Source organism: Aeromicrobium phoceense (genome assembly GCF_013868155.1).
In the GTDB taxonomy this organism is placed as follows: domain Bacteria; phylum Actinomycetota; class Actinomycetes; order Propionibacteriales; family Nocardioidaceae; genus Aeromicrobium; species Aeromicrobium phoceense.
Map to the genome: position 1 here is coordinate 1,606,331 of NZ_JACEOG010000001.1, position 17,435 is coordinate 1,623,765.

14 protein-coding genes are annotated in these 17,435 nt (G+C 71.6%); 11 read left to right on the forward strand and 3 right to left on the reverse strand.

The window, feature by feature from the left end:
• The first annotated feature begins 98 nt into the window (after positions 1-98).
• Genes H1W00_RS07810 through H1W00_RS07820 form a run of 3 tightly spaced genes read left to right on the forward strand, consistent with a single transcriptional unit; the run spans position 99 to position 4,214 of the window.
• Positions 99-1,844, forward strand: a complete 1,746-nt coding sequence (locus H1W00_RS07810) for an Ig-like domain repeat protein (protein ID WP_181755182.1) — start codon at positions 99-101, stop codon at positions 1,842-1,844.
• Between the two features lie 38 nt (positions 1,845-1,882).
• Positions 1,883-3,814, forward strand: a complete 1,932-nt coding sequence (locus H1W00_RS07815) for a TIGR03960 family B12-binding radical SAM protein (protein ID WP_181755183.1) — start codon at positions 1,883-1,885, stop codon at positions 3,812-3,814.
• Between the two features lies 1 nt (position 3,815).
• A complete protein-coding gene (locus tag H1W00_RS07820; protein WP_181755184.1) occupies positions 3,816-4,214 on the forward strand; it encodes a hypothetical protein in 399 nt (132 codons plus the stop codon).
• 16 nt (positions 4,215-4,230) lie between these two features.
• Here H1W00_RS07820 and H1W00_RS07825 read toward each other — a convergent pair whose 3' ends face one another.
• The 3 genes from H1W00_RS07825 to H1W00_RS07835 form a co-directional block, all read right to left on the reverse strand.
• On the reverse strand, positions 4,231-5,010 hold the full coding sequence (locus H1W00_RS07825; RefSeq protein WP_181755185.1) for a hypothetical protein: 780 nt from the start codon (positions 5,008-5,010) through the stop codon (positions 4,231-4,233).
• A gap of 99 nt (positions 5,011-5,109) precedes the next feature.
• A complete protein-coding gene (locus H1W00_RS07830) occupies positions 5,110-6,309 on the reverse strand; it encodes an MFS transporter (protein WP_181755186.1) in 1,200 nt (399 codons plus the stop codon).
• Between the two features lie 2 nt (positions 6,310-6,311).
• Complete coding sequence (locus H1W00_RS07835; protein WP_181755187.1) at positions 6,312-7,124, reverse strand: CAP domain-containing protein; 813 nt, start codon at positions 7,122-7,124, stop codon at positions 6,312-6,314.
• 64 nt (positions 7,125-7,188) lie between these two features.
• Between H1W00_RS07835 and H1W00_RS07840 the strand changes: the two genes are divergently transcribed.
• The 8 genes from H1W00_RS07840 (at position 7,189) to H1W00_RS07875 (ending at position 17,431) form a co-directional block, all read left to right on the forward strand.
• A complete protein-coding gene (locus H1W00_RS07840; protein ID WP_338072855.1) occupies positions 7,189-7,965 on the forward strand; it encodes a TIGR03936 family radical SAM-associated protein in 777 nt (258 codons plus the stop codon).
• Between the two features lie 134 nt (positions 7,966-8,099).
• Entirely contained in the window at positions 8,100-10,367 is a 2,268-nt protein-coding gene (locus H1W00_RS07845) for an Rne/Rng family ribonuclease (RefSeq protein ID WP_181755189.1), read from the forward strand.
• A 97-nt stretch (positions 10,368-10,464) separates the two neighbouring features.
• Positions 10,465-10,770 carry a 50S ribosomal protein L21 gene (gene rplU / locus H1W00_RS07850; RefSeq protein WP_078701245.1) on the forward strand — a complete coding sequence of 102 codons (306 nt, stop codon included), beginning with the start codon at positions 10,465-10,467 and terminating at the stop codon, positions 10,768-10,770.
• 12 nt (positions 10,771-10,782) lie between these two features.
• Entirely contained in the window at positions 10,783-11,037 is a 255-nt protein-coding gene (rpmA, locus tag H1W00_RS07855; protein ID WP_181755190.1) for a 50S ribosomal protein L27, read from the forward strand.
• Between the two features lie 82 nt (positions 11,038-11,119).
• Positions 11,120-12,700 carry a GTPase ObgE gene (gene obgE, locus H1W00_RS07860; RefSeq protein ID WP_181755191.1) on the forward strand — a complete coding sequence of 527 codons (1,581 nt, stop codon included), beginning with the start codon at positions 11,120-11,122 and terminating at the stop codon, positions 12,698-12,700.
• Entirely contained in the window at positions 12,697-13,782 is a 1,086-nt protein-coding gene (gene proB, locus H1W00_RS07865) for a glutamate 5-kinase (protein WP_181755192.1), read from the forward strand. The genes obgE and proB overlap by 4 nt, the downstream gene beginning before the upstream one ends.
• Before the next feature lie 62 nt (positions 13,783-13,844).
• Complete coding sequence (locus H1W00_RS07870) at positions 13,845-16,835, forward strand: hypothetical protein (protein WP_181755193.1); 2,991 nt, start codon at positions 13,845-13,847, stop codon at positions 16,833-16,835.
• A gap of 56 nt (positions 16,836-16,891) precedes the next feature.
• Positions 16,892-17,431 carry a QsdR family transcriptional regulator gene (locus H1W00_RS07875; protein ID WP_181755194.1) on the forward strand — a complete coding sequence of 180 codons (540 nt, stop codon included), beginning with the start codon at positions 16,892-16,894 and terminating at the stop codon, positions 17,429-17,431.
• Positions 17,432-17,435 lie beyond the last annotated feature (4 nt).

Below are 17,435 nucleotides of genomic sequence, written 5' to 3' on the forward strand. Positions count from 1 at the left end.
TGTGAGCCCCGGAATGACAGCGGTGTCATTAACACAGAGGAACCCTAAAGTTCAACTTTAAGTTCATTTCGGCGTGTCGGTGTCGTAGGCTGTCGGCCATGCGTCGTTTGGGACTGGTGGGACTCGTGTGCCTTTTCGTGGTGTCGGGGCTCTCGGCCACCACCACGTCGGCCCAGGCGTTCACCCTGATCTGCACGGCCAAGACCAAGGCGCAGGTCGCCAAGTGCGACACCTCCGGATACGCCGACGTCATGCACCTCATGCACTGGCGGATGTACGCCGGGCACAACTGCACGAACTACGCCGCGTACCGGATGAAGAGGGCCGGCGTCCCCGAGCCGCGGATCCTCATGGGCAACGCGCGCGACTGGCACACCAACGCCAAGAAGCTGGGCTACCCCGTCGACAACCGTCCCGCCGTCGGGGCGATCGCCCAGTGGTCGAAGGCCGCCAGCCACGTCGCCTACGTCGAGCAGGTCGGCTCGGGCTTCCTCGTGCTGTCCGAGGACAGCTACACCTCCAAGACGTACCGCCGGTACCGGGTCAACACGGGTGACTCCTGGTACCCCGAGCGGTTCATCCACTTCAAGGACCAGAAGGCGCCGGTCGCACCCGCGCCAGTCGAGCCGTCGCCCACGCCTGCCCCCGCACCCGCGGTGGCGTCGGCCGTCTCCGTCTCGGGCCCGGCGAAGGTCAGCACCCGGATCCAGCCGAAGGTCACCGTGCGCGTGAAGGCCTCCAAGGGCGTCGTGCCGGAGGGCCGGGTGCGGCTGCGTCGTGGTGGCGTGACGGTCAAGACCGTCACGCTCAAGCCGGGTCACGCAGGATCCCTCGCGGTGACGCTCCCGCGGATGAAGCGGGGCAAGCAGTGGGTCTCCGCCGTGTTCGACGGCAACGCCAAGGTCCGCAAGTCGACCAGCCGCACGATCAAGGTCGTCGTCACGAATCCCCCGAAGGTGGTGTCGGCGAAGACCACGATCACCCTGCCGTCGACGACCGTCGCCGCGGGCTCGCGTCCGGTCGCCACGGTCGCCGTGACGCCGTCCGACGGCCGCACCACGACCAACGCGGTCTCGGTGTACGTCGACGACCGGCGCATCGCGTCGCCGGTCCTCACCAAGGCTCGCCGGGGCAAGGTCTCGGTGCGCCTTCCGGCGCTCACCGCCGGCCGGCACACGATCCGGGCCACCTACTGGGGCTCCAAGACCGTGAAGCGCTCCAAGGCCCGGACCACGGCGTTCTCGGTCGTCGAGCCCACCACGGTGTCCGCCGCGGTGGCGAAGGCGACGGTGCGCTCGACGGAGCCGGCGCAGGTCGCCGCCACCGTGGACACCGCACGCCGCGTCGCCCCCACCACGGGTGAGGTCTGGGTGCTCGCCGACGGCGCGAAGGTCGCCGCAGCGACCCTGACGCCCGCGGCCCGCGGCACCCTCACGATCCCCGTGCCGGGCCTGGCGCCCGGGACGCGGAGGATCTCGGTGGAGTATCGCGGAGCCGCCTACCAGCTCGCGTCGACCAGCGCCGAGGTCCCGCTCGTCGTCCAGGAGGCCACGACCACGGCCACCGCGCTGTCGGCCACCTCGGTGAAGTCGACCGCGCAGGCGAAGCTGACGATCACGGTCCTGTCGGCCCGCAAGGCCGGGATCACGTCCGGCTCGGTCGTCGTGATGGACGGGACGAAGCGGATCGCGACCGCCACGCTCACGTCCGCCTCGAAGGGCAAGGTCGTCGTGACGCTGCCGAGGCTCGCGGTCGGCAAGCACGCGATCACGGCCTCGTTCGGCGGCACCGGGCTGATGGAGCCGTCGGCCAGCGGCGCGCGCACGCTGACCGTCACGAAGTAGCGTCCGGCGCACTGCCCGCGGCCACGTACGCTTGTGCCATGCCTGTCGACTCCGTCTACCCCCGGCTCGAGCCGCTGCTCGCGGGGGTCTCCAAGCCCATCCAGTACATCGGCGGCGAGCTGAACTCGACCGTCAAGGACTGGGACGAGGCCGACGTCCGCTGGGCGCTGATGTACCCCGACGCGTACGAGGTCGGCCTGCCGAACCAGGGCGTCCAGATCCTCTACGAGGTCCTCAACGAGCGTGACGGCATCCTCGCTGAGCGCACGTACGCGGTCATGCCCGACATGGAGGCCGTGCTCCGCGAGCACGACATCCCGCAGTTCACCGTGGACGCGCACCGCCCGGTCGGGGCGTTCGACCTGTTCGGGCTCAGCTTCTCCACCGAGCTCGGCTACACGAACATGCTGACCGCGCTGGACCTGGCCGGGATCCCGCTGCACGCCGTCGACCGCGACGACTCGCACCCGATCGTGCTGGCGGGCGGGCACAGCGCCTTCAACCCCGAGCCGATCGCCGACTTCGTCGACGCCGCCGTGATGGGCGACGGCGAGGAGGTCGTGCTCGCGATCAGCGAGGTCGTGCGCGAGTGGAAGGCCGAGGGTCGTCCCGGCGGCCGCGACGAGGTGCTCGCCCGCCTGGCCGCGTCCGGCGGCGTCTACGTGCCGAAGTTCTACGACGTCTCCTACCGCCCCGACGGCCAGATCGGCGCGATCGCGCCGAACCGTCCCGGGGTCCCGGTGCGGGTCGCGAAGCACACGCTGATGGACCTCGACAGCTGGCCGTACCCGAAGAAGCCGCTCGTGCCGCTCGCCGAGACGGTGCACGAGCGCTTCAGCGTGGAGATCTTCCGCGGCTGCACGCGCGGCTGCCGCTTCTGCCAGGCGGGCATGATCACGCGCCCGGTCCGCGAGCGCTCGATCCAGACGATCGGGCAGATGGTCGACAACGGCCTGAAGGAGTCCGGCTTCGAGGAGGTCGGCCTGCTGAGCCTCTCCAGTGCCGACCACTCCGAGATCGGCGAGGTCGCCAAGCAGCTCGGCGACCGCTACGAGGGCACCAACACGTCGCTCTCGCTGCCGTCGACCCGCGTGGACGCCTTCAACATCACGCTCGCCAACGAGTTCAGCCGCAACGGCCGCCGCTCGGGCCTCACGTTCGCGCCCGAGGGCGGCAGCGACCGCCTCCGCAAGGTCATCAACAAGATGGTCAGCGAGGACGACCTGATCCGCACCGTCTCAGCCGCGTTCTCGCACGGCTGGCGCCAGGTGAAGCTCTACTTCATGTGCGGCCTGCCCACCGAGACCGACGAGGACGTCCTCCAGATCGGCGAGCTCGCGAAGCGCGTCATCGACACCGGCCGCGAGGTCTCGGGTCGCCGCGACATCCGGTGCACCGTGTCGATCGGCGGCTTCGTCCCCAAGCCGCACACGCCGTTCCAGTGGGCCGCGCAGCTCGACCACGAGACCACCGACGAGCGCCTGCGCAAGCTGCGCGCCTCGGTGCAGTCCGACAAGCGCTACGGCAAGGCGATCGGCTTCCGCTACCACGACGGCAAGCCGGGCATCGTCGAAGGACTCCTCTCGCGCGGCGACCGCCGCGTGGGGCAGATCATCGAGGCGGTGTGGCGCGACGGCGGTCGCTTCGACGGCTGGAGCGAGCACTTCAGCTACGACCGCTGGGCGCAGAAGTCGGCCGAGGTGCTCACGCCGCTGGGCGTCGACCTCGACTGGTTCACCACGCGCGAGCGCGACCACGACGAGGTGCTGCCGTGGGACCACATGGACTCCGGCCTCGATCGCGAGTGGCTGTGGGAGGACTGGCAGGACTCCATCGACCCCGACGGCGCCGCCGAGGTCGAGGACTGCCGCTGGACGCCGTGCTTCGACTGCGGCGTGTGTCCTGAGATGGATCTGGAGATCCAGATCGGCCCGACCGGGCAGAAGCTCCTGCCCCTGTCGGTGGTCTGAGATGGGGAAGCAGTCGCCGCGCCAGTCGCTGGCGTTCGCCGCGCTCACCGGCCTGGCCTCGATCGTGCCCGTCGGACGCGCTTCGCGCGGGGTCAGGCTCGCCGTCGGGGCCGCCTCGGGCGTTCTGGCCGGCGGAGCGACCTATGTCGCCCTGACCCGTCCCGACGTCATCGCCGCCTCGCGCGAGCCGGTGCCGGCGCCGCAGTCGGGCGCGGTCGGCGTGGGCGTGGGCGCCCTGGTTGCAGGAACGATGGTCGCGGGGTTCGCGATCGACCGCGCGTTCGAGCAGGCGCTCGTCCGCCGGAACGTCCCGCATCCCCGCCTGGTGCTCGGCGTCGCCGGGGCCGTGCTGTCCTACGCGCTCGACGTGATCGACCGCCGGTTCGACACGCCCGACTGACCGAACCGACGCTCCGTCAGCGGCGGACCGCCGCCGACGTACGGCTCCACGTGGTACCCGAGCCGCTGTAGGCGAAGCGGTACTGGAACTTTTTGGTGGCTTTCGCCGTCGCCGTGGCCCGCCCCGTGGAGGACGTGCGAACGCTCTTGATCGTTTTCCACTGTCCACGCCCGTTCGATGGGCGGCGCTGAAGCTTGACGGGTGCTTTCTTCATGGCCTTCCACTGTGAGGCACCGACGTTGTAGTGGGTCAGCTTCGTCGAGAGAGTTCGCGTCCTGCCGGACGTCCTGCCGGTGGGTCGGGACAGGCGAGCGTCCTGCTTCACGAGGAATGATGCCTGCGAACGATCGCGGAGGTCGCCTTCGCGATAGTCCGTGTCGGTGATCCACATCTCCAGGTAGGAGTCCCAGTGGGACGTCTCGACCGTGTAGCTCCACTCGACATCACTGGGACCGGCTCGGAATCGCCCAAGTCCCTCATACGGGCACCACAGGTGCTCCACGGTCAATGGCGCGGAGGAGTCGTAGAGGAAGTCGAAGGTCTCGCCGACGTAACGAGAGCCCTTCCAGATCTCGACCTCGGCGGCGATTCGTTCGAGGTGTCCGCCGTTGTGATGCATCTTCAGCCGTGCGGTCCTGCAGGCACCGGAGTTCACCCGGAGATCTTGGGCACTGAGCCACACGTCGCTGACGTCGCTCGACTCATCGGCATGCGCCACGGACGGCAACAGCGCGATGAGGAGGGCAGCAGCGGCGGCGGCGACGCCGCCGGTGAGGCGACGGGTCGTGGTGTTCACGCGGTTCCTTCGGGAGAGATGATGGGTGAACGGCGAGTGCGTCCACGAAGGGGACGGACGAACTGGCCGACCATGACGCCACTGCGAACCCGGACCGACCTAGCGCAGGGTGTCCTCGAGCATCCGGGGACGGCTGATCACGATGCCTGCCGTGGTGATCACCACGGTCGAGGCGATGAGGGCGATGAGGGGTGCGTCCCACGAGCCGGTGGCGTCGTGGAGGGAGCCGACGCCGAAGGGGCCGAGTCCCGCCAGGAGGTAGCCGAGCCCCTGCGTCAGCAGGGACAGTGCCGTCGTGGCGGCGGGCGTGCGGGTGCGCTTGCCGATCATCGCCAGGACCCACGTGAAGGCGCCGCCGCCGAGCCCGAGCAGCACCGACCACAGCACCGGGAGACTCGCCGGTGCCAGCAGCACGCCGAGCCATCCGGCGGCCGTGACGGTGCCGAAGAACAGCGGCAGCACGGGCGTGTCACCGGTCCGGGCCATGAGCCACGGCAGCGCCAGCGTCAGGGGGATCCCGACGCCGGTGATGACCCCCAGGAGCACGCCGGCCTGGTGCTCGCCGACGCCTCCGTCGATGAGGATCTCGGGGTACCACCCGAACTGCGCGTAGGCGCCCGCCGACTGGGCACCGAAGCAGGCGACCATCGCCCACGCCAGGGGCGAGCGGACGATCTCCCTCATCGGCAGACGGTCGCCCGTGGCGGGGCCGGTGTGGACGTCGTGCCGCAGCAGGGTCAGCCACGGCAGGACCGTGAGGGCGGCGAGCAGGGCCCACGCCGCCAGCCCGGGGCGCCAGCCGCCGAGCGCCTCGCTGAGGGGGACGGTGGTGATCGACGCGATCGTGGCGCCCGCCATGATCGCGGCCCCGTAGAGAGCGCTGATCAGCGGGATGCGATCGGGGAAGTGGACCTTCGCCAGGGGTGGCAGGATGACGTTGCCGACGGCGGCGCCGGCCAGGGCGATCGCCGTCGTGCTGAGGAACAGCACCGTGTCGTCGAGCAGGGTCCGGGCGACGAGGCCGGCGGCGAGCAGGGCCAGCAGGGCCACGGTGGCGTGGTGCAGCCCGAAGCGGCGGACGAGTCCGCCCGAGCTGAAGCCGATCACCGCGAAGCACAGCACCGGGAGGGTCGTCAGCACTCCCGCGGTGGTCGGCGTCATGGAGAGGTCCTGGCGCACCTCGGGCAGGACGACGCCGAGGCTCGCGACGACGACGCGCAGGTTGAGGGCGAGCAGGACGATGGCCGCGCCGACGAGCCAGCGGCCGCCGGTGGTCGGCGTGGTGGGGGAGGAGCTCACGGTCAGCGCGGCGTCCCGAAGTCCTGGACCCAGTACGTCCCGTACCGGGTGTCGCCCGTCGCGTAGCCGACGCCGAGCTCGGTGAACGGGCCCATGATGTTCCTGCAGTGGCCCGGGCTCGCCAGCCACGCGTCGACGACCTGCTTCGCCGAGTCCTGGCCGGCGGCGATGTTCTCGCCGAGCCGGGACCAGTCGTACCCCTGCGCGTCGACGCGGTCGCTCAGGTCGGATCCGTTCGACCCGGTGTGGCTGAAGAAGTCGTGGGTCGCCATGTCGACGGCGTGCCGTCGCGCGGCGGCGGACAGGCGCGACTCGAGGCGCACGGGACCGCGGGCGGCGAACGACTCCGAGCCGCACGAGCGCGCCGTCGAGCGAGCCTGGTTCACGCGCGACAGGATCTCCTTCGACCGCGCGTCGGGCGTCCACGGACCTCGGACGGTGACGGTCCTGACCCGGGTGTTGACGGCGCGCAGCCGACCCTTCGCCGCGACGCGGACGCGCAGCTTCGTCGCCGCGCCCGCCTTCGTTCCGAGGCGATGGGTGAGGACCACGCGGCCGTACTTGGTCGTGCGGGCGCGATCGGCGCGCACCCACCGGCCGCCGACGTGCCGCTGCAGCGAGACGACCCGCCGCGCCGACGCCCTGCCCTTGACGGTGACCTTGACCGCGAGCCGCACCGTGGCGCCGGGCGCGGCGGTCTGGCTCGCCGTGCTGAATCCCGCGACCTTGGTGGGAACCGTCGCCGCGGCTCCCGCGGGGGCACTGCCCAGGACCAGCGCGGAGGCGGTCAGGAGCAGGGCGATCGTGTGACGCATGGGACCAACGGTAGCGGCGCGGACGGGACCCCGGCCCCGGAACGGGCCGCCGTACGCTGGTGGGGTGAGCAACGACGGCAGCAGGACCCTGGAAGGCACCCCGAACCCGGAGGCCCCGAACCCGCAGCTGCCGATCGTGCAGAAGCTGCGCCTGAGGTACGCCAAGCGGGGCCGGATGCGGTTCACCAGCCACCGCGACTTCGCCCGCGCCTTCGAACGGGCCATCCGCCGCGCCGGCCTGCCGATCGGGCACTCCTCGGGCTACACGCCGCACCCGAAGATCTCCTACGCGGGCGCCTCCCCGACCGGCGCGGCGAGCGAGGCCGAGTTCGCCGAGATCGGGCTGACCCGGGCCATGGCCCCGGCCGAGGTCCGCGACGCCCTCGACGCGGCGCTGCCGGACGGTCTCGACGTCGTCGACGTGGTCGTGTCGCCCGGCGGGGCGCTGGCCGACCTGCTCGAGGCCAGCCGCTGGTCCATCGAGCTGCCCGAGGTCTTCCCGGAGGCCGCCCGGGCCGCCGTCGAGGCCTTCCTGGCCCGCGACGAGGTGCTCGTCGAGCGCATGATGAAGCGTGGTCTGCGCACGTTCGACTGCCGCGCCGCCGTCGTCCGTCTGGACGTCGATGACCGGACCGGCGCGCAGGGGTGTGCGATACTGGACGTGGTCGTACGCCATGACACCCCGTCGGTACGACCGGACGACGTGATCACCGGACTGCGCACCCTGTGCGGCCTGCCGATCGAGAAGGCGCCGCTGGCGACCCGCTCGAGCCAAGGGCCGCTGGATGTTCGGACCGGTACGGTCGGCGATCCGCTCGCCACCGGCCGCGACGCACCGTGAGGTGTCGACCGCGGCAGGTCGGGTGGAAAGTCGAGTGACAGGCCTAAGCGCCGTCCTGAGACAGACTTGAGGTCCCACGGGACCATTGACCAGCCCGGTGGGTGGCTGCGCCGCTGCCGGGCGAAGGAGAGCACATGCTCGATCCGAACGACGCGGCCGACACGCCCGAGACTCCCACCGACGACGCCTCCGAGGCGCCGCTGGTCACCACCACCCGCACGCGCCGCCGCGCCGCGGGTCGTCCCGCCGGCCCGCCGGCGGCGGTGTTCGCCCCGCCCGTGGAGGAGGCCCCCGAGCCCGATCCGGTGACCGACGAGGACGAGGACGCCGACGACGAGCAGGACGAGGCCCCCGAGGTCGCGCCCAAGGTCTCCACGCTGCCCCCGGTAGGTGCGATGTTCCAGGCGCCGCCGGCCGAGCTGGCGCCCCCGCGCGAGCGCAAGCGGGTCGAGCCGCAGGACGACGCCGACGGCGACCAGGACGACGACGAGGACGGCTCCGGCGACGACGACGGGGGCGAGGGCGGACGCCGCCGGCGCCGCCGCGGAGGACGCCGCCGCCGCAAGAGCGACCAGGACAACGGCGACGACGAGGGCGAGTCCGGCTCCGACGAGTCCGACTCCGAGTCCGGCGACGACGACCAGTCGGGCTCCGGCTCCACCACCACCCGTCGCCGCCGCCGCCGTGCGCGCGCCGGCGAGGGCGCCGAGGGTTCCCCCGACGACCCCGAGAACACCGTCGTCAAGGTCCGTGAGGGCCGCACCGCCGAGGACGAGATCACCGGCGTCACCGGCTCCACCCGCCTCGAGGCCAAGAAGCAGCGCCGCCGCGAGGGCCGCGAGGCCGGCCGCCGCCGGGCGCCCATCGTCAGCGAGGCCGAGTTCCTGGCCCGTCGCGAGGCGGTCGACCGCGAGATGGTCGTGCGCCAGCGCGACGACTACACGCAGATCGCGGTGCTCGAGGACGGCGTCCTCGTGGAGCACTACGTCGCCCGCGAGTCCCAGACGTCGCTGATCGGCAACGTGTACCTGGGCAAGGTGCAGAACGTGCTGCCCAGCATGGAGGCGGCGTTCGTCGACATCGGCGCGGGCCGCAACGCGGTCATCTACGCCGGCGAGGTCGACTGGTCGAACATCCAGAACGGCAAGCAGCGCAAGATCGAGGATGCGCTCCAGCCGGGCCAGACCGTGCTCGTGCAGGTCTCCAAGGACCCGATCGGCCAGAAGGGCGCCCGGCTGACCAGCCAGGTCAGCCTGCCCGGCCGCTTCCTGGTCTACGTCCCGGGCGGCGGCAGCAACGGCATCAGCCGCAAGCTCCCCGAGAACGAGCGTGCGCGCCTCAAGGGCCTGCTCAAGGAGGCCCTGCCCGAGAGCGCCGGCGTCATCGTGCGCACCGCCGCCGAGGGCGCCACCGAGGACCAGCTGCAGCGCGACATCGCCGCGCTGACCGCACGCTGGGAGGACATCGAGAGCAAGGTGGCCGCCGGAAAGGCGCCCCAGCTGCTGTACTCCGAGCCCGACCTGATGATCAAGGTCATCCGCGACCTGTTCAACGAGGACTTCGCGTCGCTGACCATCCAGGGCGACGAGGCCTGGGACATGGTCGCCGGGTACATCGCCCACGTCGCGCCCGATCTGGAGGAGCGCGTCAAGCGCTGGGACCCTTCGACAGGCTCAGGAGGGACAGGCGACGACGACATCTTCGCCGCCCGCCGCCTCGACGAGCAGATCCACAAGGCGCTGGACCGCAAGGTCCACCTGCCCTCGGGCGGTTCGCTCGTCATCGACCGCACCGAGGCGATGGTCGTGGTCGACGTCAACACGGGCCGCTTCACCGGCTCGGGCGGCAACCTCGAGGAGACCGTCACCAAGAACAACCTCGAGGCGGCCGAGGAGATCGTGCGCCAGCTGCGCCTGCGCGACCTCGGCGGCATCATCGTCATCGACTTCATCGACATGGTGCTCGAGAGCAACCGCGACCTCGTGATGCGTCGCCTGGTCGAGTGCCTGGGCCGCGACCGTACGCGCCACCAGGTCGCTGAGGTCACCTCGCTGGGCCTGGTCCAGATGACGCGCAAGCGCATCGGCACCGGCCTGCTGGAGTCCTTCAGCCACGACTGCGAGGAGTGCCAGGGTCGCGGCGTCGTCATCCAGGACGCCCCCGTCGAGCCGAAGAAGGACGACGGCCAGCGTCGCGGACGTCGCGGCGGGCGCTCGGGCCGCGGCGGCAACAGCGGTGGCGGCAACGGCAACGGTGGCGGACGCCAGCAGCGTCAGGGCAAGGACGAGGAGTCCAGCTCCGAGCAGCCGCAGGCCGAGAAGGCGCCGGAACCGCAGCCCGTGGCCGAGGCGCCGCAGGCCCAGGAGGCACCCGTTTTGACCGACGACGGGGCACCCGAGTAGAATCGACAGTCGGTGCGCTCGGCGCGCCGCTCAGACTTTTTTTGCAGGACCCAGTTCAAGACCCAGTCTTTTTCAGTACAGAGTGAGGAATCCCGTGGTGTACGCAATCGTGCGCAATGGCGGCGGCCAGGCCAAGGTCGCGGTCGGCGACGTCATCTCGATCGACCAGGTCCAGGCGACCGAGGGCGACACCGTCCAGCTCGCCGCGGTCATGGTGGTCGACGGTGACCAGGTGACGGCCGGTGCCGACGCCTCCAAGGTCAAGGTCGACGCCGAGGTCATCGGTGGGCTCAAGGGCCCCAAGATCATCATCCAGAAGTACAAGAACAAGACCGGTTACAAGAAGCGCCAGGGTCACCGCCAGAAGTACACCCAGGTCAAGATCACCGGAATCTCCAAGTAAGGGACTGACGACATGGCACACAAGAAGGGCGCAGCCTCCACCAAGAACGGTCGCGACTCCAACGCCCAACGCCTCGGCGTCAAGCGTTTCGGCGGCCAGCTCGTCAACGCGGGCGAGATCATCGTCCGTCAGCGTGGCACCCACTTCCACCCCGGCTCCAACGTGGGCCGTGGCGGCGACGACACGCTCTTCGCCCTCGCCCCCGGCGCGGTCGAGTTCGGCACGAAGCGCGGCCGTCGCGTCGTGAACATCGTTCCGGGGCAGTGACGCGCAGATCTTCCTGAGGAGGGCGGTCCGCTGATGCGGGCTGCCCTTTCTCTTTTTTCCCACCCACCGTCCAGGAGAACCCATGGCGATCCCCTCGTTCGTTGACCAGGTGACCCTGCACGTGTCCGGAGGCAACGGCGGCAACGGCGTCGCCTCGGTCCACCGGGAGAAGTTCAAGCCGCTCGGCGGTCCCGACGGCGGCAACGGCGGACACGGCGGCGACGTCATCCTCGTCGTGACGCCCGACGTCACCACGCTGATCGACTACCACCACGAGCCCCACCGCAAGGCCACCAGCGGCGCGCCCGGCGCGGGCTCGAACCGCAACGGCGCCAACGGCGAGGACCTCGTCCTCAGGGTTCCCGACGGCACCGTCGTGCGCGACGCGAACGGCGAGGTCCTGGCCGACCTGGTCGGCACCGGCACCGAGCTCGTCATCGCGGCCGGCGGCCGCGGCGGGCTCGGCAACGCCGCGCTGGCTTCCAGCAAGCGCAAGGCCCCCGGCTTCGCGCTCAAGGGCGAGCCGGGCGAGGAGCGCACGGTCACCCTCGAGCTCAAGGTCGTGGCCGACATCGGCCTGATCGGGTTCCCCTCGGCCGGCAAGTCCAGCCTGATCGCGTCGCTCTCGCGGGCCCGTCCCAAGATCGCCGACTACCCGTTCACCACGCTGGTGCCCAACCTGGGCGTCGTGCGTGCGGGGGAGACCACGTTCACCGTGGCCGACGTTCCTGGCCTCATCGAGGGCGCCAGCGAGGGACGCGGCCTCGGTCACGACTTCCTGCGCCACGTCGAGCGCTGTGCCGCCCTCGTGCACGTGATCGACTGCGCCACGGTCGAGCCCGGTCGCGACCCGCTCACCGACCTCGACATCATCGAGGCCGAACTCGCCCGCTACGGCCAGTACGCGGGCGTCGACTTCTCCGACCGGCCCCGCCTCGTGGCGCTGAACAAGACCGACGTCCCCGACGCCGCCCAAATCGCCGAGTTCGTCATCGGCGAGCTGCGCGAGCGCGGCCTGCGGGTGTTCGAGGTCTCGGCCGCGAGCCACGCCGGCCTGCGCGAGCTGTCGTTCGCGATGGCCGAGATCGTCGCCGCGCGTCGCGCCGCCGAGCCCCACCGCGAGGCCACCCGCATCGTGCTGCGCCCGCCGGCGCCCTCGGGCGTGGGCCGCGAGTTCGAGGTCCGCAAGATCGACGGCCGCTGGCACGTCATCGGCGAGAAGCCCGCTCGCTGGGTGCGCCAGACCGACTTCAGCAACGACGAGGCCGTCGGCTTCCTCGCCGACCGGCTCAACCGGCTCGGCGTGGAGGACCACCTGCTGTCCCTCGGCGCGACCGCCGGCGACGACATCGTCATCGGTGCCGCCAACGAGCTCGAGCTGGGTCGCGACGAGGTCGTCTTCGACTTCGATCCCACGATCACCGCGGGCGCCGAGGTGCTCGGTCGCCGCGGCGAGGACCTGCGCCTCGACCAGAGCAACCGCCGCACGAACCAGGAGCGTCGTGAGCTGCTGGCCGCGCGCCGTGCCTGGGAGCTGGAGGCCGTCGCGCTGCGCGCCGAGGGCCGCGAGCCCGAGCCGTTCGACCCCAGCACGATCATCCCGGACTGGACGATCGGTGAGGAGTACCCCGGCGACGACGAGCTCGACGAGGACGAGCAGTGAGGGTCGTCGTCAAGGTCGGCTCGTCATCGCTGACCACCCCCGACGGTCATCTCGACCCCGACCGGATCGGCACGGTGGTCGATGCCGTCGTCACGGTGAGGGCGCGCGGTGACGAGGTCGTCCTCGTGTCCTCGGGTGCCATCGCCGCGGGACTCGGCCCGCTGAACCTGCCGCGACGCCCTCGCGACCTGCCCACGCAGCAGGCCGCGGCCGCCGTGGGCCAGCGCGCGCTCATCGCGCACTACTCGGAGTCGTTCGCGGCGGCCGGGCTCGTGGTGGGCCAGGTCCTGCTCACGGTCGACGACGTCAGCCGGCGCAGCCACTACCGCAACGCCCACCAGACCTTCGCGAAGCTCCTCGAGCTCGGAGTGGTGCCGGTGGTCAACGAGAACGACACCGTGGCCACGTCCGAGATCCGCTTCGGCGACAACGACCGGCTCGCCGCGCTCGTGGCGCACCTGGTGCACGCCGACGAGCTCCTGCTGCTGTCCGACGTCGACGGCCTCTACACCGGACACCCCGACCTGCCCGACTCCCGGCCCATCCGCGAGGTGCGCTCGGAGGCCGACCTCGCCGGCATCGACGTGGCCCGGGTCGGCTCGGCCGTCGGCACGGGCGGCATGGTGACCAAGCTCGAGGCTGCACGGATCGCCACGGCGGCCGGCATCCCGGTGCGGCTCACGTCGGCCGCACGTGCGGTGGAGGCCGTGGAGGGCGAGTCCGTCGGCACCCTGTTCACGCCCACCGGCAAGCGCCGCGCGGCGCGGCTCATGTGGCTCGCGCACGCCAGCGAGACCCGCGGGCGCCTCGTGCTCGACGCGGGCGCGCGACGCGCCCTGGTCGAGCGGGGTGCCTCCCTGCTGGCCGCCGGCATCGTGGCCGTCGAGGGCGACTTCGCGGCGGGCGACCCGGTCGACGTGGTCGACCCCGAGCACGTCGTGATCGCCCGCGGGCTGGTGAACTTCGACAGCGACGAGCTGCCCGAGATGTTGGGGCGCTCCACCGCCGACCTGGCGGCCGAGCTGGGTCCCGAGCGGGAGCGCGAGGTCATCCACCGCGACGACCTCATCCTCATGTCCTGAATCAGGACCCCTTGCCACGGACTCACCACCAGTGACACGGTCGAGTCACGGGAGGTGGACCGATGTCCGCACCGCAGCCCAGCAAGGTCGTCATGGAGCTGCGCGTGCACGGCGTCCGCGGCACGCCGACCGACTCGATGCTGGGCGTCCCGCCCGAGGACGTCGTCCAGGTGGCCGGCGACCGGCTCACCGGCTTCTACCGCACCGCCGGCGGCGCCGCCCCGCCGCTGCGCACCCTGCCGGCAGGCCTGTCCCTCGAGGCGTACTCGTGGGGTGAGCTGACCTCGGGCGTCCGTGGCGTCCTGGGCTGGGTCACCCGTGTGCTGTGGCTCGTGCTGCTGCCGTTCGCGCTGGTCAACCTCGCGTTCTGGGCGCGCACGCAGGCCGGCGAGGACAACGGCCAGGCCCGGTGGGGGATGCGTGCGGTGCGGGTCAGCGCCGTGATCCTGACCGTGATCGCCATGCTCACCGTGAGCTTCATCGCGATCGACCTCGTCGCGTGGCAGTGCTTCCGGGCGAACGCGATCGCGTGCCCCGTGCTGCCCGACTGGATGGACCGGATCGCCGGACTGTCCGCCGGGGCGCGCATCGCCGTGATGTCGCTGGTGCCCCTCGGCGCGCTGCTGGCGCTCGTCGCGCTGTCGTTCCAGAGCCTGGCGCGGTACGAGGCCGCGGTGCACGAGACCGAGGTCACGATGACCGACGCGGAGCGGGCCGAGCCGCGCGCCAGCATCCTGGAGCACCCACTGATGTGGCGCGGGGAGCAGCGCACGCGGCGTCTGCAGCGGCTGCACATCGCCGCCGGACTGACCACGGTGGTGCTCTACACCGGGATCCACATGCTCGTCCGGGGGAGTGGGGGTTGGCTGTGGCCCACCACGCTCGCGGCCGCGCTCATCATGGTGCTCGTGGTGCTGCGCACCATGACGGTCGACGAGGACGACCTCGAGTACCGCGACGAGCCGAACCTGGGCCGACTCACGCGACGGGTGTTCCCGTGGACGGGCCCGGGCCGTCTGATGCGACAGCTGCCGCTGGACACCTTGGCGTGGGTGGCGCTGGGGGTGGTGGTGGCACACCTCGCGGCGCTGTGGGCCGCGGAGCTCTCCTTCGCCAAGCAGGAGCTCGCTTGGTACGGCTCGAACCTGTGGTTCATCGGACTCTTCGTCCTGCTCACGGTGGTCCACGTCATCGTGTTCGTGGGTGGCCGCGTGCGCCTGCGGTGGACCTTCGTGGTGGTGCTCGCGATGGTCGCGCTGGTGGCGTCGGGCTGGTTCGTCCCGGCCGGGTGGCTCGCGGTGGAGACCCTCGCGGCGTGGGGCCTGCTGCTGCTGTTCCACCGCAACCGCAGCCGGCTGGCCGGGAACCGCTGCGTCGCGTGGGGTGGTGCCGGAGCGTCCGTGATGCTGGGCGCCGCCACGATGGTGGCGCTGCTGTTCACGTCCGCCGGGGCGGTCGCCGCCTCGAACTTCCTCAACGGCGACTCGCAGACCGTGGCCGACCTCATCACCGTCCGGAACGAGCGCTCCCCGGTGTCGGCGCAGGGCGAGCCGCGGCTCGTCGCCGCCGGCGATGTGCGGCTCGACGGTGCCCGCGTGGTCCTGGAGAACGGTGCCGTGCGGGTCACCCACGGCACGGTCCGGACCGACGCGCTCGCGCGCGAGAGCGACGGTGTGGCCTCCTACGCGACGGCGTCGACGATGGTCGACAAGGCGGTGCTGCTGCTCCCGCCGGGCACCACCACGGTGCAACTGGTCGGGTCCTGCTTCGGTCGGGGCGACGACCCCGCCTACCCCGCGCAGGAGCCGTGCACCGGTGAGTCCAAGGGCTTCCGCACGGCGGGTGCGCTCGACGTGTCGCCCTCGTGCATCCTCGACCGAGCCCTGGTGCCGTGCCTGCGGGTCGTGGCCGCCGACGGCAGGGTGGCGCTCAAGGTCAACGATCCGCCGCAGACGCCGCTCGTCGTGCCCCAGGTGCTGGTGTGGACCCCGCTCATGCTGTCGTCGATGCTCGTCCTCGGCGGTGTGCTGACCGCGGTGATGGTGGTGCTGTACCGGACGAAGGCCGCACCGGCGATCCGCGACCTCGTCGTCGGCGACGATCCCGAGGTTCCCTCGCAGGACCGCGACGGCGTCACGGACGCCCGGGTCGCGGCCGGGCTGGCCCACCGGGTCGAGCGCCTGCTCGACGGCTCGGGCACGCTGACGACGGCACTGGCGCTGACGACTCTGGCGCTCTCCTCGGGCGGGCGAGCCCCGTGGTCGGTGTACCCGGGGTTGCGGGACGTCGCCACGGTCTCGCTCTACATCGCGCTGCTGGGCAGCATCGGGCTGATGATGGCCGGCGCCCGGGTGCGGCGCTCGCCCACGGCCCGTCGCAACGTGGGCATCCTGTGGGACGTCACCACCTTCTGGCCGCGGGCGGCCCATCCCTTCGCGCCGCCCTGCTACGCCGAGCGCGTGGTCCCCGAGATCACGGCGCGCGCCCGCTGGGCGCTGGGGGACGACGACTCGAGCGCCGTGGTGCTGTCGGGACACAGTCAGGGCTCGCTGATCTGCGTGGCGGTGGCCTGCCGGCTCAACGGTCGGGCGAAGCAGCTGAGGCTGCTCACCTACGGCAGCCAGGTGCGCGCGATCTACGGCCGGATCTTCCCCGCCGCGGCCGGACCCGACGCGCTGGGCTACGTCCCGACGCCGGGAGCGACGGGGCTGCGCGAGGCCTGGCCCGACGTCCCGGACGGGAGGCCGGGCGGTGAGCCGGCCGGCACCGGGCTGCGGTTCCTGCTGGCCCGACCCGAGCACTGGGTGAACCTGTTCCGGCGCGGCGACCCGCTGGGGTATCGCGTCTACTCCGACTGCGACGACCCGGTCTACGACAGGCCGACGCTCGAGGTGCGCCCGACCGGGTCGGGGGATCCCGGGTCGCTCGTGATGACCCACGGCGGCTACCAGCACTCGCCCGAGTACCGGATCGCCATCGCGCAGTGGACCGGTGAGCAGGTGCACGTGCCCCCGACGGACCCGACCCTGGCGGTGCCGCTGCCTCCGGCCTGATGCACCAAATCTGAAAAACATTGCACAGGGGTCGTGCATGGTGCAGGATGCGTGGCGTGGATCACACGACGCAGGCCATCGTGCGCGCGGCCCGGCACGCGCTGATCGCCGGCGAGCCCGTGGACGTCGGACGCGTGGCGGCCGAGGTGGGAGTCGACCGCAGCACCGTCTTCCGCCGCGTGGGCCGTCGTGACCGCCTCATCGCCGAGGCGCTCTGGGAGACCACCGAGAAGCTCGCGTGGCCTGCCTCCGTCGAGGCGTACCCGCCCGGCACGCCGCACCGCGCCGCCCGCGTCCTGCGGGCCTACGTGCGGTTGCTGATCGACGAGCCGTGGTTCCGCGAGTTCCTGCACCGCGATCCGGCGCGGGCCCTGCGGATCCTCACCACTGCCGAGCTGCCGACGCAGGGGCGCATGCTCGCGCTCGTGACCGGGCTGATCGCGAGCGAGCCGCCAGGACCGGTGGACCTGGCGCCCGACGCCCTGGCCTTCGTGGTGGTCCGCGTCGCGGAGTCGTTCATCTACGCCGACTTGATCACCGGGGCAGCCCCCGACGCCGATGCGGCGTACCGAGTTTTCGTCGCCCTCCTGGGGTGACCGG